The organism is Neobacillus sp. FW104-15D2, from assembly GCF_058790155.1.
In genome coordinates, this window is sequence record NZ_JBYTCJ010000017.1 from 74,693 (window position 1) to 92,630 (window position 17,938).

The following is a 17,938-nucleotide window of genomic DNA, read 5'->3' on the forward strand; positions in this document are numbered from 1 at the left end:
TTTCTAAGAGGTGAAGTTAATGTTTGACCCTACGGCTTTCGATAATATGAAAGTGGTTTTGGAAGGTGCTTTGTATGATAAGGATTTGGATAAACAAATAGTAATCACTGACCGAAATGATATTGTCAATCTTGCAAAGCTTTCCAGATCTTTTGATTTAATGTTCCAGCTGGCTGATGCGGAAGAATCCCATGCCAGGATTGTGCTGGATGCCAGGCTGCAAAACTTGGCATCTGAACTTCTCCTTGGTCACTTTTCAAGTGGTGAAGAAGGCTGCACAGTGAAGCTGGAATTTACCTTCATTCATAAAAACGAGCTTGATTATTTTTCAACTATTGCTGAGATGTTCAAACGTATATGGGGAAAAGATAGGAAAATCAGTCAAGCTGCTACTATTAGCCCTTTTGATAAGAACGATACTATTTGCAATACAATTACAGTCCAATTTGATAGAATCATTACAGAGGATCAAATGGATGACCTAGTGGATATGATTGATTACATGCTGGTTACGCTCAGAGAAGTAAGAGAGCTAATCATAAGCTAGCAGAAATGGAGGGCTGATATGTCGGTTTATTCTTTTAGCGCCAAAACGATTTCCGGGAAAGAAGTTTCCATGGAGGAGTACAATGGCAAAGTGCTTATGATTGTAAACACTGCAAGCAAATGCGGATTTACGCCACAGTACCAGGAACTGCAGGAGCTTTATGAAAAATATAAAGACAGGGGTTTTTCTGTTTTAGGTTTCCCGTGCAACCAATTTATGAATCAGGAGCCGGGTACCGAGGAGGAAATAGAGTCTTTTTGCCAAGTTAACTATGGTGTTACATTTCCAATGTTTAAAAAAGTGGATGTGAACGGCAAGGATGCTCATCCTTTATTTGTTTATTTGACTGAGAATGCTCCTGGACTTCTTGGCGTTAAGGCAGTTAAATGGAATTTTACTAAATTCTTAGTCGATGCCAACGGAAATGTCATCAAACGATTTGCACCCGCTACAAAACCGAAAGATATTATTCCAGATATTGAAGCCTTGTTAAAATAGCTTATGTCTTGTATAAGTAAATTAAAGGGGTAACTAACTAAAATTCTTTAACCCTAAAAATTTCTAAACCATTATGGATTTTAAAAAAGATAATTCGCATAATACACTTGGGAGCATCCCAAGTGTATTATTTATATACAGACCAAATCGTATATTTTATAATTTACTTTTTGTTAAAAACCCGTTAGAGTTAGAATTAAAGACTGAATTTTCGGTAAGTTGTTTTATACTATGTAATGTTGAAGCTGACTTTAACATTTTTCCCTCTGAACGTTGAACGTGAATTCAAAAACACTGCACGAGGGAGAAGAGAAAAAAGTGGTCCAAAGGAGACCCAGCAGGCAATGCGACGTGCAGCTCGCGAGTTACTTGCGGAAAGCGAGGACCTAGAGTATAAAAAAGTAAATTTTTAACAGACCTATAAACTTAAAAAAGGGGAGAGCAGATGAAAAAGATTGCTTGGGTAACAGACAGCACTGCTTTTTTAGATGATGAATTAAAAAACAACCCTGATTTATATAGCATTCCTTTAACTGTTTTATTAGATGGAGAAGAATTTTTGGATGGAATTGACCTGACATCAGAGCAGCTTTTTGAAAGGCTTAAATATTTGAATAACCCTCCCAAAACATCACAGCCGTCTATTGGCGCCTTTCAGGAATTGTATGAGAAACTCTCCAAAGAATATGAGCAGATTGTATCTGTTCTGCTTTCTTCCAAACTGAGCGGTACATTTTCATCAAGTGAACAGGCTGCACAGCTTGTGGATATCCCAATAACTTCAATTGACTCCAAAATTCTCGCTTATCCCTTATCTGTTCTTCTTAAAAGGGCAATCGAGACAGCGGCTTCCGGTAAAACCATGGAAGAAGTAAGGGCAGATGTGGAGAATATAAGGGACTCCAATGAAACTTATGTTGTGGTGGGAAGTCTGGAACAGCTGCACCGCAGCGGCAGGATGTCTGGTGTCCAGTTTTATTTGGGAAGCATGCTTAAAGTGAAACCAATAATATCGATTGCAGACGGTGTCCTCGAGGTAAAGGAAAAGGCAAGAGGAGACAAGAAGGCAAAGGAAAAAATGATAGAATATCTTCGCTCGTCTTACGAAAAGAATCAATTCAAAGAGGCTTATATATTATATGGCCTTCATTTAGAATCAGCTGAAGAATGGAAAAACGAGCTTCAGGAGGAATTTCCGAATCTCCATTTTTACTGCTGCCCGCTTGGTGCAACAATAGGAGTCCATGCAGGAGAGAATACGCTGGGAATCAGCTGGTATAACGAACTGAAATAAAGTGCCTGTGAGCACTTTTTTCTTTTGGCTTTTTCCTGGATTAGAGAAGAATCGGGCCAAAGCTGTTACATCTATAACTTAATCGCTTGGCAAGGGCTGAGGTTTCCTTAGAATAATACTTCCTTTTTTGGTAAAATAGCATGGATGGAAAGCGGGGAATAAGAATGAATATAGAAATGGTTAAATATATAGAAGACTTTGTCCGCAGTGAGCTCGGGGAAGACCCGACTGGACATGATTGGTTTCATATTGAACGTGTGCGCTGTAATGCGCTTTATATATGCGAAAAAGAAGGAACAGGGGATCCGTTTATTATTGAATTGGCAGCCCTGCTTCATGATATACCGGATGAAAAACTAAATGAAAGTGCTGAAAAGGGCACACAAAAATTAAATGCTTTTCTGAGTACGTTAGAATTGTCGGCAGATTCAAGAGAACGGATAAAAGAAATCATAGATTCAATCTCTTTTAAAGGGGGCCGAAAAATGGAGCTTCCATCTATGGAAGCTAAAATTGTCCAGGATGCGGACCGTCTTGATGCTATTGGAGCTATTGGTATTGCCAGAGCCTTTGCCTATGGCGGGAAAAAAGGGCAGCAAATATACAACCCTGAAATTTTAACAAGAGATAAAATGACGGAGCAGGAATATCGAAAAGGCAAATCGACCTCTATCAATCATTTTTATGAGAAGCTGTTAAAACTAAAAGATTTAATGAATACAGAAACAGCCAGGAACATGGCTGAAGAACGCCAAAATGTGATGGAAACCTTTTTGAATCAATTCTATAAGGAATGGAATGGTCAACAATGAAAATGCTCACTGGAGAAAATTTATTAAAAACCTATGGTGAAAAGGAACTGTTTAGGAACATTTCCTTCACTATTGGGGAAAAAGAGCGGGTGGGCCTGATTGGCGTCAATGGTACAGGGAAATCTTCCTTGCTTAAAATTGTGGCCGGTATTGATGTTCCGGATAATGGCGAGATAATTACAGCCAAGGATTATACGATTGCTTATTTGGAACAAAATCCTGATTTTGAGACAGACGAGACGGTTCTTGAGCAGGTTTTCAGAGGAAATTCCCCTATACTAAAATTGATGAGGGAATACGAAAGGGCCTTAATCAATTTAAACCAGTCACCCGAAGATAATAGACTGCAGGAATCCTTATTCGAATATCAAAAGCAAATGGATGCCCTTAATGCATGGGATGCAAGTACAAATGCCAAAACCGTTTTAATGAAACTTGGTATCGAAAACTTTGGCGCAAGAGTTGGAGAGCTTTCAGGTGGACAGAAAAAGCGTGTCGCTTTAGCACAGGTTCTGATTGAATCCCCTGATTTACTCATATTGGATGAACCAACAAACCATCTTGATTTTGATACTGTAAAATGGCTTGAGGATTATTTGGGCCGCTATAATGGTGCCCTGCTTTTGGTTACCCACGACCGTTATTTCCTTGATAGAGTCACGAACAGGATTTTTGAATTAGATGGAGGAAACTTGTACACCTATAAAGGGAATTATGCATCGTTTTTGGAAGCAAAGGCCATCCGTGAGGAAAATGAGGCAGCCACACTGGATAAAAGAAAAAATTTATTCAGAAGAGAATTGGAGTGGATCCGCAGAGGCGCAAAAGCACGGTCCACGAAACAAAAGGCCCGTATCCAGCGTTTTGAAGGTCTGGAAGAACAAGTGGGAGGCGGCAGGTCATCTGAAAAGCTGGATATTTCCCTAAACGGAAGCAGACTAGGAAAACAGGTATTCGAACTAAAAGATGCCTCCAAAACCTATGGTGAAAAAACCATTCTCAGCCATTTTAATTTGCTGGTAAAACCCGGTGACAGATTGGGCATCATTGGCCGTAATGGTACGGGAAAATCCACGCTGTTAAATATTCTGGCTAAAAAGATTCCCCTGGATAATGGGGAATATCAGATGGGGCAGACAGTAAAAATCGCTTACTATACTCAAGAGAGCGAAGATATGGATGGAAATAAGCGGATGATTGAATATATCAAGGAAACTGCAGAAGTGGTTGATACCTCTGATGGTAAAACAATATCAGCCGCTCAGATGCTTGAACGTTTTCTATTTCCTTCATTTTCTCATGGGACACCTATTCGTAAGCTTTCCGGCGGAGAAAAACGCCGTTTGTACCTGCTGAAAATATTGATGACCGCTCCGAATGTTCTTTTACTGGACGAGCCGACAAATGATCTTGATACTCAAACCCTTACGGTCCTTGAAGACTATCTGGAAGACTTTCCAGGTGTAGTTATCACTGTTTCCCATGACCGTTATTTTCTTGATAAAGTAACTGAACAGCTTCTCATTTTAGAAGGCCAGGGTATGATCAGCACCTTCTATGGTAATTATTCTGAGTACCTGGAAAAAGAGACCGAAGCAGCATCGGTTAAAGTACAATCGGCAGCACACGTACAATCCAAGTCTCCCGAACGGGAAAAAAAGAAAAAATTGAATTATAATGAAACACGTGAATGGGAATCAATTGACGACGAAATTGAAAAAACTGAAAACCGCTTGAAAGAGGTTGCTTCCGAGATGGAGAGAATCGGAAGTGATTTTACAAAAGGACAAGAGTTAATGAAAAAGGAAGCCGAATTGAACGAAAGGCTTGAATACCTGATTGAAAGATGGAGCTATCTGTCAGAGCTGGCAGAACAATAAAAAAAGTGAGCGCTGTAAAGAGTTATAAAATACAGAACTGGAAAAAGGTGATTGGATTGAAGATTTTATCAATAGAGCCAACTCCAAGCCCGAATACAATGAAAATTATATTGAACACTGAATTACCTATGGGCAAAAGCCATAATTATAAAAAAGATGCTTCTGAAGGGGCTCCTGAGGTTGTAAAAACAATTCTTTCAATTGAGGGGATAAAGGGAGTTTACCATGTTGCAGACTTTTTTGCTGTTGAAAGGAACGCCAAATACGATTGGAAGGAATTGCTTCCAAAGGTGAGAGAAGCGTTTGGAGATACAACGGCAGAAAATGCTCAGCAAACTACACAAGTTAATGACCATTTTGGTGAAATAAGGGTTCAGGTTCAAATGTTTAAAGAAATTCCTCTGCAGGTTAAGCTTTCAGACGGAACAACTGAGAGACGCTTTGGTATGCCTGAATACTTTTTACAAGCTAGAGAGAAGGCCCAGCTGGAAGATGAGAATTATATTTTGCTTCGTGGCTGGAAGGATTATGGCATCCGATACGGAGATTTTGATCAAGTAGGAAATGAAGTTGTTGAGGAACTTATCGCTTCCTATCCACCAGCACGCCTTGATGAGCTAGTAGCTCTAGGTGTATCAAAGGAAAGGGACAGCGCAGCTCCTGTAAAACACCAGCGTAAAAAAGTAAAAGTTGGCGATTTGGACAACCCTGACTGGCATATTCGCTATCAGCTGCTTGAACAGATGGATGATCCGACAATTGACGATCTCCCACTGCTTGAAAAAGCTCTTACCGATGAAAAAGCCTCCGTAAGAAGACTTGCTACTGTTTATATAGGGATGATCAAAGACAAGTCCGTTCTTCCGCTCCTTTATAAAGCTTTAAAAGATAAAACAGTCACAGTTAGACGAACTGCGGGAGACTGCCTGTCTGATTTAGGTTTTGAAGAAGCAGAGGATGAAATGATCCTTGCTTTAAAGGATGACAGCAAGCTCGTTCGCTGGAGAGCGGCGATGTTTTTATATGAAGTTGGCAGTGGAACAGCCCTTTCAGCTTTAAAAGAAGCCGAAAGTGATCCTGAATTCGAGGTCAGCCTTCAGGTTAAAATGGCAATCGAACGCATTGAAGGCGGGGAAGCAGCACTGGGTTCTGTGTGGAAGCAAATGACGGAGTCCCGTAAAGGCAAGGAATAAACCGATTCATTGCAGTACTGCCATCAAGTATAGTATGCTAACAGTAAATACGACCTATTGGAGGGATTATTTATGTCAATGGCATATGAAGAATATATGAGACAAATGGTTAAGCCGATGAGAGAAGAGCTTACCAGAGCAGGATTTCAGGAGCTTGGATCACCAGAAGATGTAGAGAGCTTTATGGAAAATACATCTGGTACTACATTAATAGTTGTTAATTCAGTATGCGGATGTGCTGCAGGGCTTGCTCGTCCTGCTGCAACCCAGGCTGTCCTTCAGAGCGATAAAAAGCCTGAACATCTTGTAACAGTATTTGCTGGACAGGATAAAGAAGCAACTGCAAAAATGCGGGAGTATTTTGAAGGCTACGAACCATCTTCACCATCCATGGCATTAATAAAGGGCAAGGAAGTTGTCCACTTCATTCCACGTCATGAAATAGAAGGAAACTCCATGGAAAACGTTATGGAAAACTTAAAGGCTGCATTTGAAGCCAACTGCTAAAACTAAGGGATGCCGTATAGGCGTCCTTTCTTTTTCATTTTTGGCTCTACCCTGAATAACTGTTATTGCATTCATTTGTGTGCCTATGTTTTTTGCATGGGTGTCTGATATAGCTCATTTAAGATTTTTAGCTTAATTTTAAAAAATAAAATCGAACTGGTATGTGATCTTTATGTTTATAACCACCGCGGGCCGAACAACTCAGGCGATGATAGAGATAGCGAAAAAGGCAGCCTTAGACCTGCAGGTGCCTTATGTTCCGAGGAAAAAGCAGTCCGTAGCTTCTATAACAAGTGAACAAGACAGTGACTGTCTGGTGATTGGAAAAGACAGGATGGAGTTATATAAAAAAAATGAATCCCAACCGTTCTTTTTTCATCCCAACTCCGCCATGTTCCGTGTAAAAAGGCTCCAAAGGGGAGAACGGGATCCTTTCATTGATGCTGCATCATTGAAGGAAGGTATGAGCCTGCTTGATTGCACACTCGGGTTAGCATCTGATGCAATTACAGCAAGTTATGTTGTAGGTGAAAAAGGAAAAGTTACTGGAATAGAGGGACAAAGGTATTTATCTTACATGATCAAAACCGGTCTAAAAACTTGGATGTCCGGTATTGATGAGATGGATGCAGCCATGCGTAGAATTTCGGTCAGGAATGCAGAAGCTTTTACCTATATTAAGGAATTACAAGACGAATCCTTTAACTGTGTATACTTTGATCCTATGTTTGAGGAAAGTATTCTTGAATCTGACGGTATTAAGTCTCTGGGGAATTTTGCTTTAAGAGAGGAAATTACAAGCGCAGCTATTGAAGAAGCATTAAGGATAGCAAAAAACAGGGTTATTCTAAAAGACCATTTTAAAAGCAAACGCTTTGAAAGATTTGGATTTAAGGTCCTTGTAAGGAAATCAGCCAAATTTCACTTTGGTTATATAGAAAAATAACATAAAGCCAGGCTGCTGCCTGGCTTTTATTATCGTTTAGGAAACTATAGAATTTTACATTGTTGCTTGCGTTTTTTGTTCTTAATCAACTGCAGATAAATAAATAAAATACACCAACATTAACAAACAGCCTAAGAAAACTACAAGATTCATGGAAATCCCCACTCCCCGTTCTATGCTTTATTATTAAGATATTAACCTAACATATAATTTTAAAACCTATTTTTCCATTTTTTCAAAAAAAGAAGTATAATATTTTATAAGATTTGAAAAAACGGGATATCTTCCGGATTGTGGGGTACTTACATATGAGTAAATGGGTGCGCAAGTCTTTTGTTGTATTGATATCTGTACTAACCTTTGGCCTTATATCGCCTTCTCAGCTAATGGATACCTTCTATTCGAAGAATCCTTCAGACAGGGATACGGTTGAAGCAGCATCAAACAATTCTTCGTATTACAGTGATAACCTGCCGGATAGGGAAGAATTAGTCTTTGAAATGGTCAAACAGGCAGAGTCACAGTCCTACCAAAAATTCGGATCAAGGATAAAGCCTGTAATAGAAAATGAGTTTAAGGAGATTATTTTGCCTAACATTCATAAGGCAATCGAAGAGACAGCTGCAAAGATACCGGAAGAAGATTTAGCGTATTTAACTATCTCAGAAGAACCGGGCGGCGGATATTCCGAAAAAATCTTCCACATAAAAAACTCCCTTACTGGCAAAGATGTTATCAGGTTTCATGTTCGGCGGGAGAATCCTCCTCAGGCTGGCTACTGGTTTAACTTTCATTACCATACAGCCTCTGATGAGTTCGCTCAGCACTATCCTTTGGGATCCATCTACTGGAATAAAAATACTCCTCCGAAATGGATGAGTTGAAAATCGCCTAATATTTGCATATAGGTGCCCAAAAAATTATTATGAAATTGTGAAACTTTTTTAGGAAAAGCTCGTAAATAGACTATAACCTAAAACGGAGGTATGAAAAAATGGCAGTAAGTTTATCAAAAGGACAAAAAGTAGATTTAACAAAAAATAATCCTGGTTTGAAAAATGTAGTAGTAGGATTGGGCTGGGATACAAATAAATATGACGGAGGCAATGATTTTGACCTTGACTCTTCCGTCTTTTTGCTTGGTGAGAATGGAAAGGTAACAACCGAAAGCGATTTTGTTTTTTATAACAATCCAAAAGGCGGCAACGGTTCAATAGAACATACAGGTGATAATCGGACTGGCGCTGGTGATGGAGATGACGAACAGGTTAAAGTCTCCCTTGGAACTGTTCCCGCGAACATTCAGCGTATCGCATTCACTATCACCATTCACGACGCAGAAACTAGAAACCAGAACTTTGGACAAGTTGCAAATGCCTATTGCCGCATTTTTAATGAGGAAACTGGCGAAGAACTAATCCGCTATGATCTTGGCGAAGACTTTTCTATTGAAACAGCACTAGTTGCGGGAGAGCTTTACCGCCATAATGGTGAGTGGAAATTCAGCGCCATCGGCAGTGGTTACCAGGGCGGCCTTGCGGCTTTGGCAACTGACTTTGGCCTTCAGGTAGGCTAATTAAAAATGAACGGACTCGGCGTCCTGCCGGGTCTTTTTAAAAGGGTTAATAGATAACTGTCAAGCTCAAGTGCCCAATGAAGTTGCTAAACTAAACGGGCACTTATGCTTTTCTAATTTGGGAGGAACTTTTTAAATGTTAGAAGGAATTTTACACACCTATTCAGAATTCTTTGATTGGGATATGTGGGGGAAAGTTTTAACTGACCCTGTCAGCTGGGGTTTGATTGGTACATTAATTATTCTTGAGGGTCTGCTTTCTGCGGATAACGCTCTTGTACTTGCTGTTATGGTTCGCCACCTGCCAGTGGAGAAACGGAAAAAAGCACTTTTTTATGGTCTGCTTGGTGCCTATGCCTTCCGTTTTGTAGCTATTGGTTTAGGGGTATTCTTAATTAAACTGTGGTGGATTAAAGTTATTGGTGCAGGCTATCTTGCATGGCTGTCCATTAAATATTTTATTGACAAAAGCAAAGGCGATTCCGAGGGTGAAGATGAAGCTGAAGGCATGAAACAGGGTGGACTGCTCATCCGTACTTTCGGTATTTTCTGGGGAACGGTTGTGGCTGTTGAAATAATGGATATTGCCTTCTCTGTGGATAGTGTGCTTGCTGCTTTTGGTGTAAGCCAGAAGGTATGGGTACTGTTTATAGGCGGTATTCTTGGCGTTCTTATGATGCGGGGAGTGGCAGGAGTATTCCTTAAACTGATTGACCGTGTGCCTGAGCTGGAAACAACTGCTTATGTATTAATCGCTATTATTGCAGTAAAAATGTTCCTAGGTGTATTCCATATTGAAATTGAATCAACCTACTTCTTCATTCTCTTAGTTATCACTTTTGGATTAACATTTATCATCCACTATGTAAATAAGAAGAAGGAAACCGGAAATCAGGAACAATAAATGAATAAAGCTAAAAGGGATCAGACATATGTCCGCTCCCTTTCTTTTTAACCAAAAGCACTGTTAGAATGTGGAAAATAAGAGAGTGCTTAAAAGAATTATGGAATTATCAATGATAGGGTGTGTAATCTTTCAATGAGATTTTTCTCTGATTTTTATGATAAAGAAATGTCAGACTTGTTTTTTAAGGAACCCGGGTCATTTAATAAATTCACCGATAGAGAGATACTTTCTTATGCCCTTGGAGCCACTCTTTATATGCCTGCAACCAGAGGAGATATTCATCAAAGCATTATTTCAAAGAAACATCAAGGCCTTACTTCGCTTGTCCTCGATCTTGAGGATGCCGTGGGCGACAAGGAAGTTTTGTTTGCCGAAAATAATCTGGTCGAAGAAATGGACCATTTAATGACTGCTGTAAAAAATGGATATTTGTCATTTGATGATCTGCCTCTGATCTTTATAAGAGTCCGGGACCTGGACCAATTGAAGAGAATAAGAGAACAATTGGGAGAGGGCATTCAAGTTTCGGCCGGTGTAGTGCTCCCAAAATTCGAACCGGTAAGCGGGCGGCTGCTCCTTGATGAGTTGCGCAGCATAAATACCGACTTTGGTCCTTTTTATGCAATGCCTATTCTTGAAACCCCTAAGGTAATACAAAAGGAAAGCAGAATGGATGAATTGATTGGGATAAAGAACCTTCTTGACGAATACCGGGAGTTTATTTTAAATGTCAGGATCGGTGCTACGGATTTCAGCGGTTTATATGGTATCAGGAGAAGCACTGATATGACAGTTTATGATATTGCGGTTTTAAGGGATTGTATCGCTGACATTATTAACGTTTTCTTAAGAGCTGACTCACCTTATATTGTATCTGGTCCTGTATGGGAGTATTTCTCTCCGAAGGAAAGAATGCTGAAGCCTCAGCTAAGACAAACACCTTTTCGTGAACGTTATGGCGAAGAAGGAATTAAATGGAGAGCTGATCTCATCGACAGAAATATGGATGGTCTTTTAAAAGAGGTCATGATGGATATTGCAAATGGAATAACGGGAAAAACAGTTATTCATCCATCCCATATTAAAGCAGTCCAGGCTATGAATGTGGTTTCCTATGAGGAATTTATGGATGCCCAAAACATTCTTGAAGCCGAATCGGACGAATCTGGTGCCGTAAAGAGCCAATTTGCCAATAAAATGAATGAAATAAAGCCCCATACATATTGGGCTTCCAAAATACTTTTGAAATCTCAACTATATGGGGTGCTGCATGAAGAATACACAAACCTTGACCTGCTCAGAAAAAAAGTATACGTATAATATTTTAAATTCGATTAAGGCGGAAATAGAACTCACCGAAAATCCATTTGACCTGAAGTTAGAAGAACTATTTGATATGGCGGCAAGAATCAATAAGAAAAGATCTTTCCTTTTTGTCAGCAAGGTACTTGGCAAGCATATTCCTGTATACCCGCAAAAAGCGCTTTTAACCTCTGCGCTGCTAGCCGCAGGTTATCTTGAAAAAGTGAAAGGCAAGAAGGCTGAGAGCAAAGACGCTCTCCTGTCTGCTTTTAAAACGAATGATTTTTCTTATATACTTGAACCTTTTATTGATAGTACCCATCGCCCGCTAATCATTGGTTTTGCTGAAACTGCTACTGCTCTTGGACATGCTTTTATTGATTGCTTCGAGACGGCCGATTTTTTCCATACCACGAGGGAAGAACTGTTGAACATTGATCCTGTAATCAGATTTGAAGAGGAGCATTCTCATGCCACCTCGCACCGCTGTTATATTCCTCTTGAACTCCTTCAGGATGGCAGAGAGATCATCCTAGTTGACGATGAACTGACCACTGGAAAAACAGCCTTAAATATTATTCGCTCTATTCAGTCTCAATTTCCAAGGAAGGAATATACGGTTGTTTCTATTTTAGATTGGCGCTCTGAGGAAGCAAGAGCTGCCTTTAAACAGGCTGAAGATGAAATAGGAATCACCATACATATTGTTAGTCTTGTTTCTGGACTAGCTAAGGTTAACAATGAAAAAGAAATTGAAGAAGAAGCTTTAGTCGCGATTCCTGAAGAGAGAATACCTGCGGAAGTGGAATATATTCATCTTCCAAACTATTTTGCAGGCATTCATAATCCTTCTGTCTCTGGGGATGGCAAGGTGAACAACTCTTATTATTTAAAAGAAACCGGCCGTTTCAGTCTAAAAGCTGAAGAAAACAGAGATTTATGGTCAGATTCCCGGAATGCGGCTGAATTCCTTGTGTCTAAAAGGAATGGCAGCAGGACCCTTTGTCTTGGAACCGGAGAGTTTATGTACCTTCCAATGAAAATAGCCTCTTTTATGGGGGAAGGTGTCAGCTATCAATCTACCACTAGAAGTCCTATTTATGTAAAAAATGAACCTGGCTACGGAGCAAGGTATGGTTTAGCGTTTCCAAATCCTGAAGATAAAACGGTTAATCATTTTGTGTACAACATTCCTCCAGGTTTATACGAAGAAGTATTTGTGTTTTTTGAAAGAGAGGTTCTGCATAAACAGCTGGCTGCTTTTCTAAAGGAACTTGAAAAAACACTTATTCCTTCTGTTAAAATAGTGTTTTTTTCAGCACAGGGGGGTGAAAGGCATGAATAAGGTTTTGGCTAAACCAGATAGTATTGGATCCTATAGTGAAAATGATGTTGTGTTTTTACTAAAGGATTTAAGCGGGATCAAGCTTGAAGATACAACAGAAAACAGGGAAAAGAATGTCCAGGCCGGACAGCATTACAGTGAGACTCTCCCAATGGAATACCAGCCTCCTGAGCACTATGTTGATTTGTTTTGGCATACTTTAAACGAGTACAAACGAAAAATGGCTCTATGCACTGGCGCTGTATCCGAGCAAATATATTTATTAAAAGGGAAAGACACAGTCCTGGTTTCTCTTGCACGGGCCGGGACACCAGTAGGAATTCTGCTGAAACGGTATTTGCAGGAGAAATACAATGTTTCACTGCCCCACTACAGTATAAGTATCATCCGGGACAGAGGAATTGATGAAAAGGCATTGGGATATATATTGGCTAAGCACCCGGGGTGTAAAATTCAGTTTGTTGATGGGTGGACAGGCAAGGGAGCTATTTCAAAAGAACTCACTAAAGCCTGCCAATTATTTAAGGGGAAATATGGTATAGATCTGGATGATAGTCTTGCAGTAATTGCCGACCCTGGATTTTGCACAACCCTCTATGGGACAAGAGAGGATTTCCTTATTCCTAGTGCCTGCCTTAATTCAACCGTATCCGGGCTGGTCAGCAGGACCGTTTTAAACCGTATGTATATTGGAAATGAAGACTTTCATGGCGCGAAATATTATAAGGAATTGGAAAGTCAGGATGTATCTAATGACTACATCAATCTAATTTCTAAAGAGTTTTGCTTTATTTTTGAAGAAGCTTCAAAGTTGGCCGCGGTAATAATGGCAGAAGGAAAAGAAGCAAGCTTTCAGGGGATGGAAGAGGTTCTTAAGATTCAACAGGAATTTGAAATTGAGAATTCCCATCTCGTTAAGCCTGGAGTGGGCGAAACCACACGTGTGCTTCTCAGGAGAGTGCCTTGGAAAATTCTTATGAGGGATCCTTCAAGCCCATATGTTAAGCACATTTTAATGCTCGCCAAAGAAAGAGGAGTGGAAGTCATCCATTATCCAAACATGCATTATTCCTGCTGCGGCCTGATTAAAAAGGTAAAGGGGAAAGAGGAATGATTTTTGCTTCAGACCTTGACCGTACGCTAATATATTCGGAAAGAGCCCTTTTGGATCTCGGATGTCCTGACAAGAAATCCCTTATGCCAGTGGAAATGAGAAACGGAGTATCCACCGCTTTTATGACAAAAGAAGCCTTTTCGCTTTTACAGGATCTTTGCCGCACAGCTATGTTTGTTCCGGTCACGACTAGAACTACCGACCAATTTAATAGGATTTTTATTTTTCAAAATGACCTTGAAATACGATACGCGGTTACTGCTAATGGAGCCAACATTTTGTATAATGGCAGCATTCTCGCGGACTGGGCTGAAATCGTCAGAAATCAAATGAAAACAGAATCCTGCCTTCAGGCTGAACTATTGTCTTTTTTAAAAAAAGAAAGCTTTATTTTCAAAGGGAAAATAAAGCAGGCAGAGGATCTATTTTTCTATTATATTCTTGATAAGCCACTTGATTGGGAAGAAGTGTCAGTGATATCAGGATTTGTTGACCATTTTGGATGGAGAGTTTCCCTGCAGGGCCGAAAGCTTTATTTTATTCCTAAGGCCGTCAGTAAGGGTGCTGCGATCGACTTTATCTGTCAGAGAGAAGGTATGAAAGCAGCTGGAGGAGCCGGGGATTCTATTTTGGACTGGGATTTCCTCCAGCATTGCAACTGCCGCTTTGTCCCTTCACACGGTGAACTGGCAGCAAATCGCTCTATCACCGAATATGTTTCTACTAACAAACATGGAGTTTTGGCAGGAGAAGAAATCCTTAGAGGTTTTTTGGCTCTTACTCATCAAAGAGTTTAAAAGGTTTTCCTCTGCTGGAAAAGAGAAAGAAATAACTTCCTGCAAAAACAAGATAAGTGCTGGCAAAAAAGATTAAGTCCATCTTTAAGGAATGAAGAACAGGCGAAAGCATGAGTGAAAATAAAAGGCTAAAAACAATCAAGTCGATATAGACAAAAAAGTCAGACTGCATGACTTCAAATATGGAATCCAGTTCAGAAGAAACGTCCTTGATTTTGGGCCGCTTAAAAAATAGCCTCATCTTGATCCACCTTCTTTTACATAAGTACTCAACTATATGCAAAAAAGGAGGAAAAGGTGAAAACGCCTCCCATAAAGAATAAATGAAACATTTTTTTTCGACATTCGTATAAAGAAATGAACCTTATATTTAACTGTGATATGATGGTAAAGAAAGCTTACATTATTTTCTAACCTATTCAATAAAATCTTTTGCTCTTTAGGGGAAGGGATTATAAATGTATCCATCATATAATCAATTACAAGTTCAGCCAATATCCCTTTCGTTTGAAAACTGGACAGAGATATTGAAAAAAACGATATCAGAGCGGCCGGCATTTTCTATGGAAAATGGAATGATCCATATTGGCCAGGTAGTGGGGAATTTTCTCGGCATACCGCTTGATGAAGATGAGTATTATAATCAGTTATTTGATTATGTACATAGCAAGGAGCTCAAACTTCATTTGCTAAGTGAAGATTCTCTTGATAAGACAATTGACAATCAGCATTTTCAGTCCATTCAAAAAGTGCTGAATATCCATCATGAACAAAAGCTTTCAATAAACCGTCTGGTTGCTTTTTTGGATGGAGAACAGCTTATTTTAAAGTCTAACGTCCCGGCGCTTCACAGAAAGGTCAGGGAGGCATGGATTTTAACACTTGAATTGTTTTCACGTCTTGAAAATGAAGGCTTAAAAAACACAAATTTGCGGCGTATAGTGGTGGACCTATTTAAATGGTCTAAAAACCATCTTGCTCCTTTGCTTGAGAAGGCAGACCCAGAAAAAGAGATGCCTCGGTTCCTGTGGTATGGAAACTTTAAAAGGAGCCATCAATATTTCCTTTATCTGCTGGTGCGTATGGGCTGTGATGTAGTTATTTTTCAGCCTGAAGGAAGCAATATATTGGAGGGATTTATCTCAGAGCAGGTTTTTGTTCATGAGTATCAGCAGACCAAGCCTGCCGAGCCTTTTCCAATAGAGAAAAGAGCACGTAAAACCACGGTTGCCTACCGGGCCTCAAGGGAGATTGAATCCATACTCAATCAGGAAGGTTCAGGCTTATATAAACCGTGGCAGCTGAGGGATTACACGCCTTCCTCTATAACTCTTAAAACGACCTATGATGAGTTTTTTATTTTGGCAAAGGAAACTGCGATGATCCGGCCAGATTTTGATGTTGCAAATGGATTGGTCCAAATACCTTCATTATTTGCTAAATTTCAGGGTGTCAGCAAGAATAGGAAGGAATACTGGGACAGACTCCATTCACTAACTCAGATGGAAAATAGCATCCTTATCAGATATTTTCCGTTTACCAGCTCCACTTCGAATGATTTCCGCTTCCATTACCGGAATGCCCTGGGCAGAGACGGATCGCTTAGTCCGGAAAAAATGATGGAGGCCCATTATTGGAAATACTCGCATCTTCCTTCCGGCCTTCAAAAAGGAATAGCCTGCGCGATTAGAAGGATATGTGAAAAGCCGGGATTAAAGCGAATAACACAGGAAAGTGAAGAGGAATTGAAGATATACCTTTTCAGCCATTCGATGCAAATTCCTAAAAATATGATTCAGCTGTTAGAACGATTTGATTATTCTCAGCAGGTTCCGAAGCTTATTTTATACAACAACGAAAAATATGGAATTATGACAAGAGAAGACGCTGCCCTCCTCTTGTTACTTAATCAGTTTGGGATCGATATTGCCATTTATAATCCAGCCGGTCATAATGATATTGAAAATTTTCTTTCAGAGTCTCTATTTGATACCCATTGGCTCGAGGAGGTTGTTTTTGATCAAGAATTCAAAGAACCTTCTATTATTAAAAAAGGTATTTTCCAAAGCTTTTTAAAAAATTTAAGGGGAGATTGACCTAATGAATCAATTACCAAACACGTCCGCAAACCTGATGGAATCAAAACCGGATGAACTGCTGACGGAAACGAAGGTTTCAGATATCAAGCTCGCCCTCAGAAAAGAACCTGAGGTCCAGAACCTGGCCAACTCAATTGATGAGCGTGACCAAATCCAGATTCTTGAATTCGGGAAAGAGCCTGCAGTTCAAATCTCCCGCTTCTCTGACCAGATTCTTCATAACATGAGATCAACAAAGGTTGAAGATTCAGGAGAATTGCTTAAACAGCTGGGCCGCATCATGGACAAGTTTGATAAGAAGGATTTTGAGAAAACATCAGGCGGCATATTTTCAAAGCTTTTCAAAAAAGGCGAAAAAGTGGTTGAAAAGCTTTTTGGTAAATATCAGACGATGGGAAGCGAAATTGACAAGGTTTACGTTGAGATTTCCAAGTATCAGCATGAAATGACAGACGCGACCCATATGCTTGAGCAAATGTATGAACAAAACTATCAATATTATTTAACCCTTGAAAAATACGTGGTCGCCGGTGAATTAAAGGTAGAAGAAATGAAGAACCATCTGCTTCCGCAGCTTGAGTCCCGGGCAGCCTCCGGAGATCAGCTTGCATCGATGCAGCTGGATACTCTCCGTAATGGAATTGAAGCGCTTGAACAGCGTGTTTATGACCTTGAAATGGCTAAAATGGTATCACTGCAAACGGCACCGCAGATTAGGCTGCTGCAGCGTGGTAATACAAAGCTGATTGGGAAAATTAATTCGGCCTTTGTTACAACCATCCCTATTTTTAAAAATGGTTTAATCCAGGCGGTTGCAGCAAAGCGTCAAAAGCTTGTAGCTGATTCGATGAGTGAGCTAGACCGCAGGACAAATGAAATGCTTGTGCGAAATGCTCAGAACATATCTCAGCAAAGTGTTGATATTGCACGGCTTGCAGGCAGTCCGAGCATTAAGATTGAAACAATTGAAGAAACCTGGAACATAATCATTAAAGGAATGCAGGAAACAAAAGCGATTGAAGAAGAGAACAAGCGTCTTCGTACAGAAGGTACCAGAAGGCTTGAACAGCTTCAGGAAAACTTTAAAAATATAAGACAGCAAGGTTAATTCATATAGGCTT

The 17,938-nt window shown here is 40.0% G+C and carries 18 protein-coding genes; 17 read left to right on the top strand and 1 reads right to left on the bottom strand.

Annotated elements, in window-relative coordinates:
* Nucleotides 1-19 precede the first annotated feature (19 nt).
* From AC3WR0_RS14575 to AC3WR0_RS14645, 15 genes are all read left to right on the top strand, one after another.
* On the top strand, nucleotides 20-547 hold the full coding sequence (locus AC3WR0_RS14575; protein WP_492552988.1) for a hypothetical protein: 528 nt from the start codon (nucleotides 20-22) through the stop codon (nucleotides 545-547).
* A gap of 18 nt (nucleotides 548-565) precedes the next feature.
* Nucleotides 566-1,045, top strand: coding sequence for a glutathione peroxidase (locus tag AC3WR0_RS14580; RefSeq protein ID WP_492552989.1), 480 nt, complete (start codon nucleotides 566-568; stop codon nucleotides 1,043-1,045).
* A 445-nt stretch (nucleotides 1,046-1,490) separates the two neighbouring features.
* Nucleotides 1,491-2,339, top strand: coding sequence for a DegV family protein (locus AC3WR0_RS14585; protein WP_492552990.1), 849 nt, complete (start codon nucleotides 1,491-1,493; stop codon nucleotides 2,337-2,339).
* Nucleotides 2,340-2,503: 164 nt separating this feature from the next.
* Nucleotides 2,504-3,151 (top strand): HD domain-containing protein, encoded by a 648-nt coding sequence (locus AC3WR0_RS14590; protein ID WP_492552991.1) that lies wholly within the window; start codon nucleotides 2,504-2,506, stop codon nucleotides 3,149-3,151.
* Entirely contained in the window at nucleotides 3,148-5,031 is a 1,884-nt protein-coding gene (locus tag AC3WR0_RS14595) for an ABC-F family ATP-binding cassette domain-containing protein (RefSeq protein WP_492552992.1), read from the top strand. The genes AC3WR0_RS14590 and AC3WR0_RS14595 overlap by 4 nt, the downstream gene beginning before the upstream one ends.
* Before the next feature lie 56 nt (nucleotides 5,032-5,087).
* Nucleotides 5,088-6,224, top strand: a complete 1,137-nt coding sequence (locus AC3WR0_RS14600; protein WP_492552993.1) for a conserved virulence factor C family protein — start codon at nucleotides 5,088-5,090, stop codon at nucleotides 6,222-6,224.
* Between the two features lie 72 nt (nucleotides 6,225-6,296).
* Nucleotides 6,297-6,731 (top strand): BrxA/BrxB family bacilliredoxin, encoded by a 435-nt coding sequence (locus tag AC3WR0_RS14605; protein WP_492552994.1) that lies wholly within the window; start codon nucleotides 6,297-6,299, stop codon nucleotides 6,729-6,731.
* A 172-nt stretch (nucleotides 6,732-6,903) separates the two neighbouring features.
* Complete coding sequence (locus AC3WR0_RS14610) at nucleotides 6,904-7,677, top strand: class I SAM-dependent methyltransferase (protein ID WP_492552995.1); 774 nt, start codon at nucleotides 6,904-6,906, stop codon at nucleotides 7,675-7,677.
* A 308-nt stretch (nucleotides 7,678-7,985) separates the two neighbouring features.
* On the top strand, nucleotides 7,986-8,561 hold the full coding sequence (locus AC3WR0_RS14615; protein ID WP_492552996.1) for a YpjP family protein: 576 nt from the start codon (nucleotides 7,986-7,988) through the stop codon (nucleotides 8,559-8,561).
* 110 nt (nucleotides 8,562-8,671) lie between these two features.
* Nucleotides 8,672-9,253, top strand: coding sequence for a TerD family protein (locus AC3WR0_RS14620; protein WP_492552997.1), 582 nt, complete (start codon nucleotides 8,672-8,674; stop codon nucleotides 9,251-9,253).
* 136 nt (nucleotides 9,254-9,389) lie between these two features.
* Entirely contained in the window at nucleotides 9,390-10,157 is a 768-nt protein-coding gene (locus AC3WR0_RS14625; protein WP_492552998.1) for a TerC family protein, read from the top strand.
* Nucleotides 10,158-10,292: 135 nt separating this feature from the next.
* The gene (locus AC3WR0_RS14630) at nucleotides 10,293-11,480 is read left to right on the top strand and encodes an HpcH/HpaI aldolase/citrate lyase family protein (protein ID WP_492552999.1); all 1,188 of its coding nucleotides are present in this window, start codon (nucleotides 10,293-10,295) and stop codon (nucleotides 11,478-11,480) included.
* Nucleotides 11,431-12,807, top strand: a complete 1,377-nt coding sequence (locus tag AC3WR0_RS14635) for a phosphoribosyltransferase family protein (RefSeq protein WP_492553000.1) — start codon at nucleotides 11,431-11,433, stop codon at nucleotides 12,805-12,807. Before AC3WR0_RS14630 ends, AC3WR0_RS14635 begins: the two co-directional genes overlap by 50 nt.
* Nucleotides 12,800-13,921 (top strand): cysteine protease StiP family protein, encoded by a 1,122-nt coding sequence (locus AC3WR0_RS14640; RefSeq protein WP_492553001.1) that lies wholly within the window; start codon nucleotides 12,800-12,802, stop codon nucleotides 13,919-13,921. The genes AC3WR0_RS14635 and AC3WR0_RS14640 overlap by 8 nt, the downstream gene beginning before the upstream one ends.
* Nucleotides 13,918-14,718, top strand: coding sequence for an HAD family hydrolase (locus AC3WR0_RS14645; RefSeq protein WP_492553002.1), 801 nt, complete (start codon nucleotides 13,918-13,920; stop codon nucleotides 14,716-14,718). Before AC3WR0_RS14640 ends, AC3WR0_RS14645 begins: the two co-directional genes overlap by 4 nt.
* On the opposite strand, the gene AC3WR0_RS14650 is transcribed toward AC3WR0_RS14645, so the two are convergent.
* Nucleotides 14,699-14,959: a hypothetical protein gene (locus AC3WR0_RS14650; protein ID WP_492553003.1), complete on the bottom strand. Its 261-nt coding sequence runs from the start codon at nucleotides 14,957-14,959 to the stop codon at nucleotides 14,699-14,701. The two genes, AC3WR0_RS14645 and AC3WR0_RS14650, sit on opposite strands and share 20 nt — an antisense overlap.
* A gap of 217 nt (nucleotides 14,960-15,176) precedes the next feature.
* On the opposite strand from AC3WR0_RS14650, the gene AC3WR0_RS14655 reads away from it, so the two are divergent.
* Entirely contained in the window at nucleotides 15,177-16,814 is a 1,638-nt protein-coding gene (locus AC3WR0_RS14655) for a YceG family protein (RefSeq protein WP_492553004.1), read from the top strand.
* Between the two features lie 4 nt (nucleotides 16,815-16,818).
* Nucleotides 16,819-17,925 (top strand): toxic anion resistance protein, encoded by a 1,107-nt coding sequence (locus tag AC3WR0_RS14660; protein WP_492553005.1) that lies wholly within the window; start codon nucleotides 16,819-16,821, stop codon nucleotides 17,923-17,925.
* Nucleotides 17,926-17,938: the final 13 nt, after the last annotated feature.

Bases quoted from the DNA above. Each gene is read 5' to 3' on its own strand.
- AC3WR0_RS14575 (WP_492552988.1), top strand. From the start codon at position 20: ATGTTTGACCCTACGGCTTTCGATAATATGAAAGTGGTTTTGGAAGGT.
- AC3WR0_RS14580 (WP_492552989.1), top strand. From the start codon at position 566: ATGTCGGTTTATTCTTTTAGCGCCAAAACGATTTCCGGGAAAGAAGTT.
- AC3WR0_RS14585 (WP_492552990.1), top strand. From the start codon at position 1,491: ATGAAAAAGATTGCTTGGGTAACAGACAGCACTGCTTTTTTAGATGAT.
- AC3WR0_RS14590 (WP_492552991.1), top strand. From the start codon at position 2,504: ATGAATATAGAAATGGTTAAATATATAGAAGACTTTGTCCGCAGTGAG.
- AC3WR0_RS14595 (WP_492552992.1), top strand. From the start codon at position 3,148: ATGAAAATGCTCACTGGAGAAAATTTATTAAAAACCTATGGTGAAAAG.
- AC3WR0_RS14605 (WP_492552994.1), top strand. From the start codon at position 6,297: ATGTCAATGGCATATGAAGAATATATGAGACAAATGGTTAAGCCGATG.
- AC3WR0_RS14610 (WP_492552995.1), top strand. From the start codon at position 6,904: ATGTTTATAACCACCGCGGGCCGAACAACTCAGGCGATGATAGAGATA.
- AC3WR0_RS14615 (WP_492552996.1), top strand. From the start codon at position 7,986: ATGAGTAAATGGGTGCGCAAGTCTTTTGTTGTATTGATATCTGTACTA.
- AC3WR0_RS14620 (WP_492552997.1), top strand. From the start codon at position 8,672: ATGGCAGTAAGTTTATCAAAAGGACAAAAAGTAGATTTAACAAAAAAT.
- AC3WR0_RS14625 (WP_492552998.1), top strand. From the start codon at position 9,390: ATGTTAGAAGGAATTTTACACACCTATTCAGAATTCTTTGATTGGGAT.
- AC3WR0_RS14630 (WP_492552999.1), top strand. From the start codon at position 10,293: ATGAGATTTTTCTCTGATTTTTATGATAAAGAAATGTCAGACTTGTTT.
- AC3WR0_RS14635 (WP_492553000.1), top strand. From the start codon at position 11,431: ATGAAGAATACACAAACCTTGACCTGCTCAGAAAAAAAGTATACGTAT.
- AC3WR0_RS14640 (WP_492553001.1), top strand. From the start codon at position 12,800: ATGAATAAGGTTTTGGCTAAACCAGATAGTATTGGATCCTATAGTGAA.
- AC3WR0_RS14645 (WP_492553002.1), top strand. From the start codon at position 13,918: ATGATTTTTGCTTCAGACCTTGACCGTACGCTAATATATTCGGAAAGA.
- AC3WR0_RS14650 (WP_492553003.1), bottom strand. From the start codon at position 14,959: ATGAGGCTATTTTTTAAGCGGCCCAAAATCAAGGACGTTTCTTCTGAA.
- AC3WR0_RS14655 (WP_492553004.1), top strand. From the start codon at position 15,177: ATGTATCCATCATATAATCAATTACAAGTTCAGCCAATATCCCTTTCG.
- AC3WR0_RS14660 (WP_492553005.1), top strand. From the start codon at position 16,819: ATGAATCAATTACCAAACACGTCCGCAAACCTGATGGAATCAAAACCG.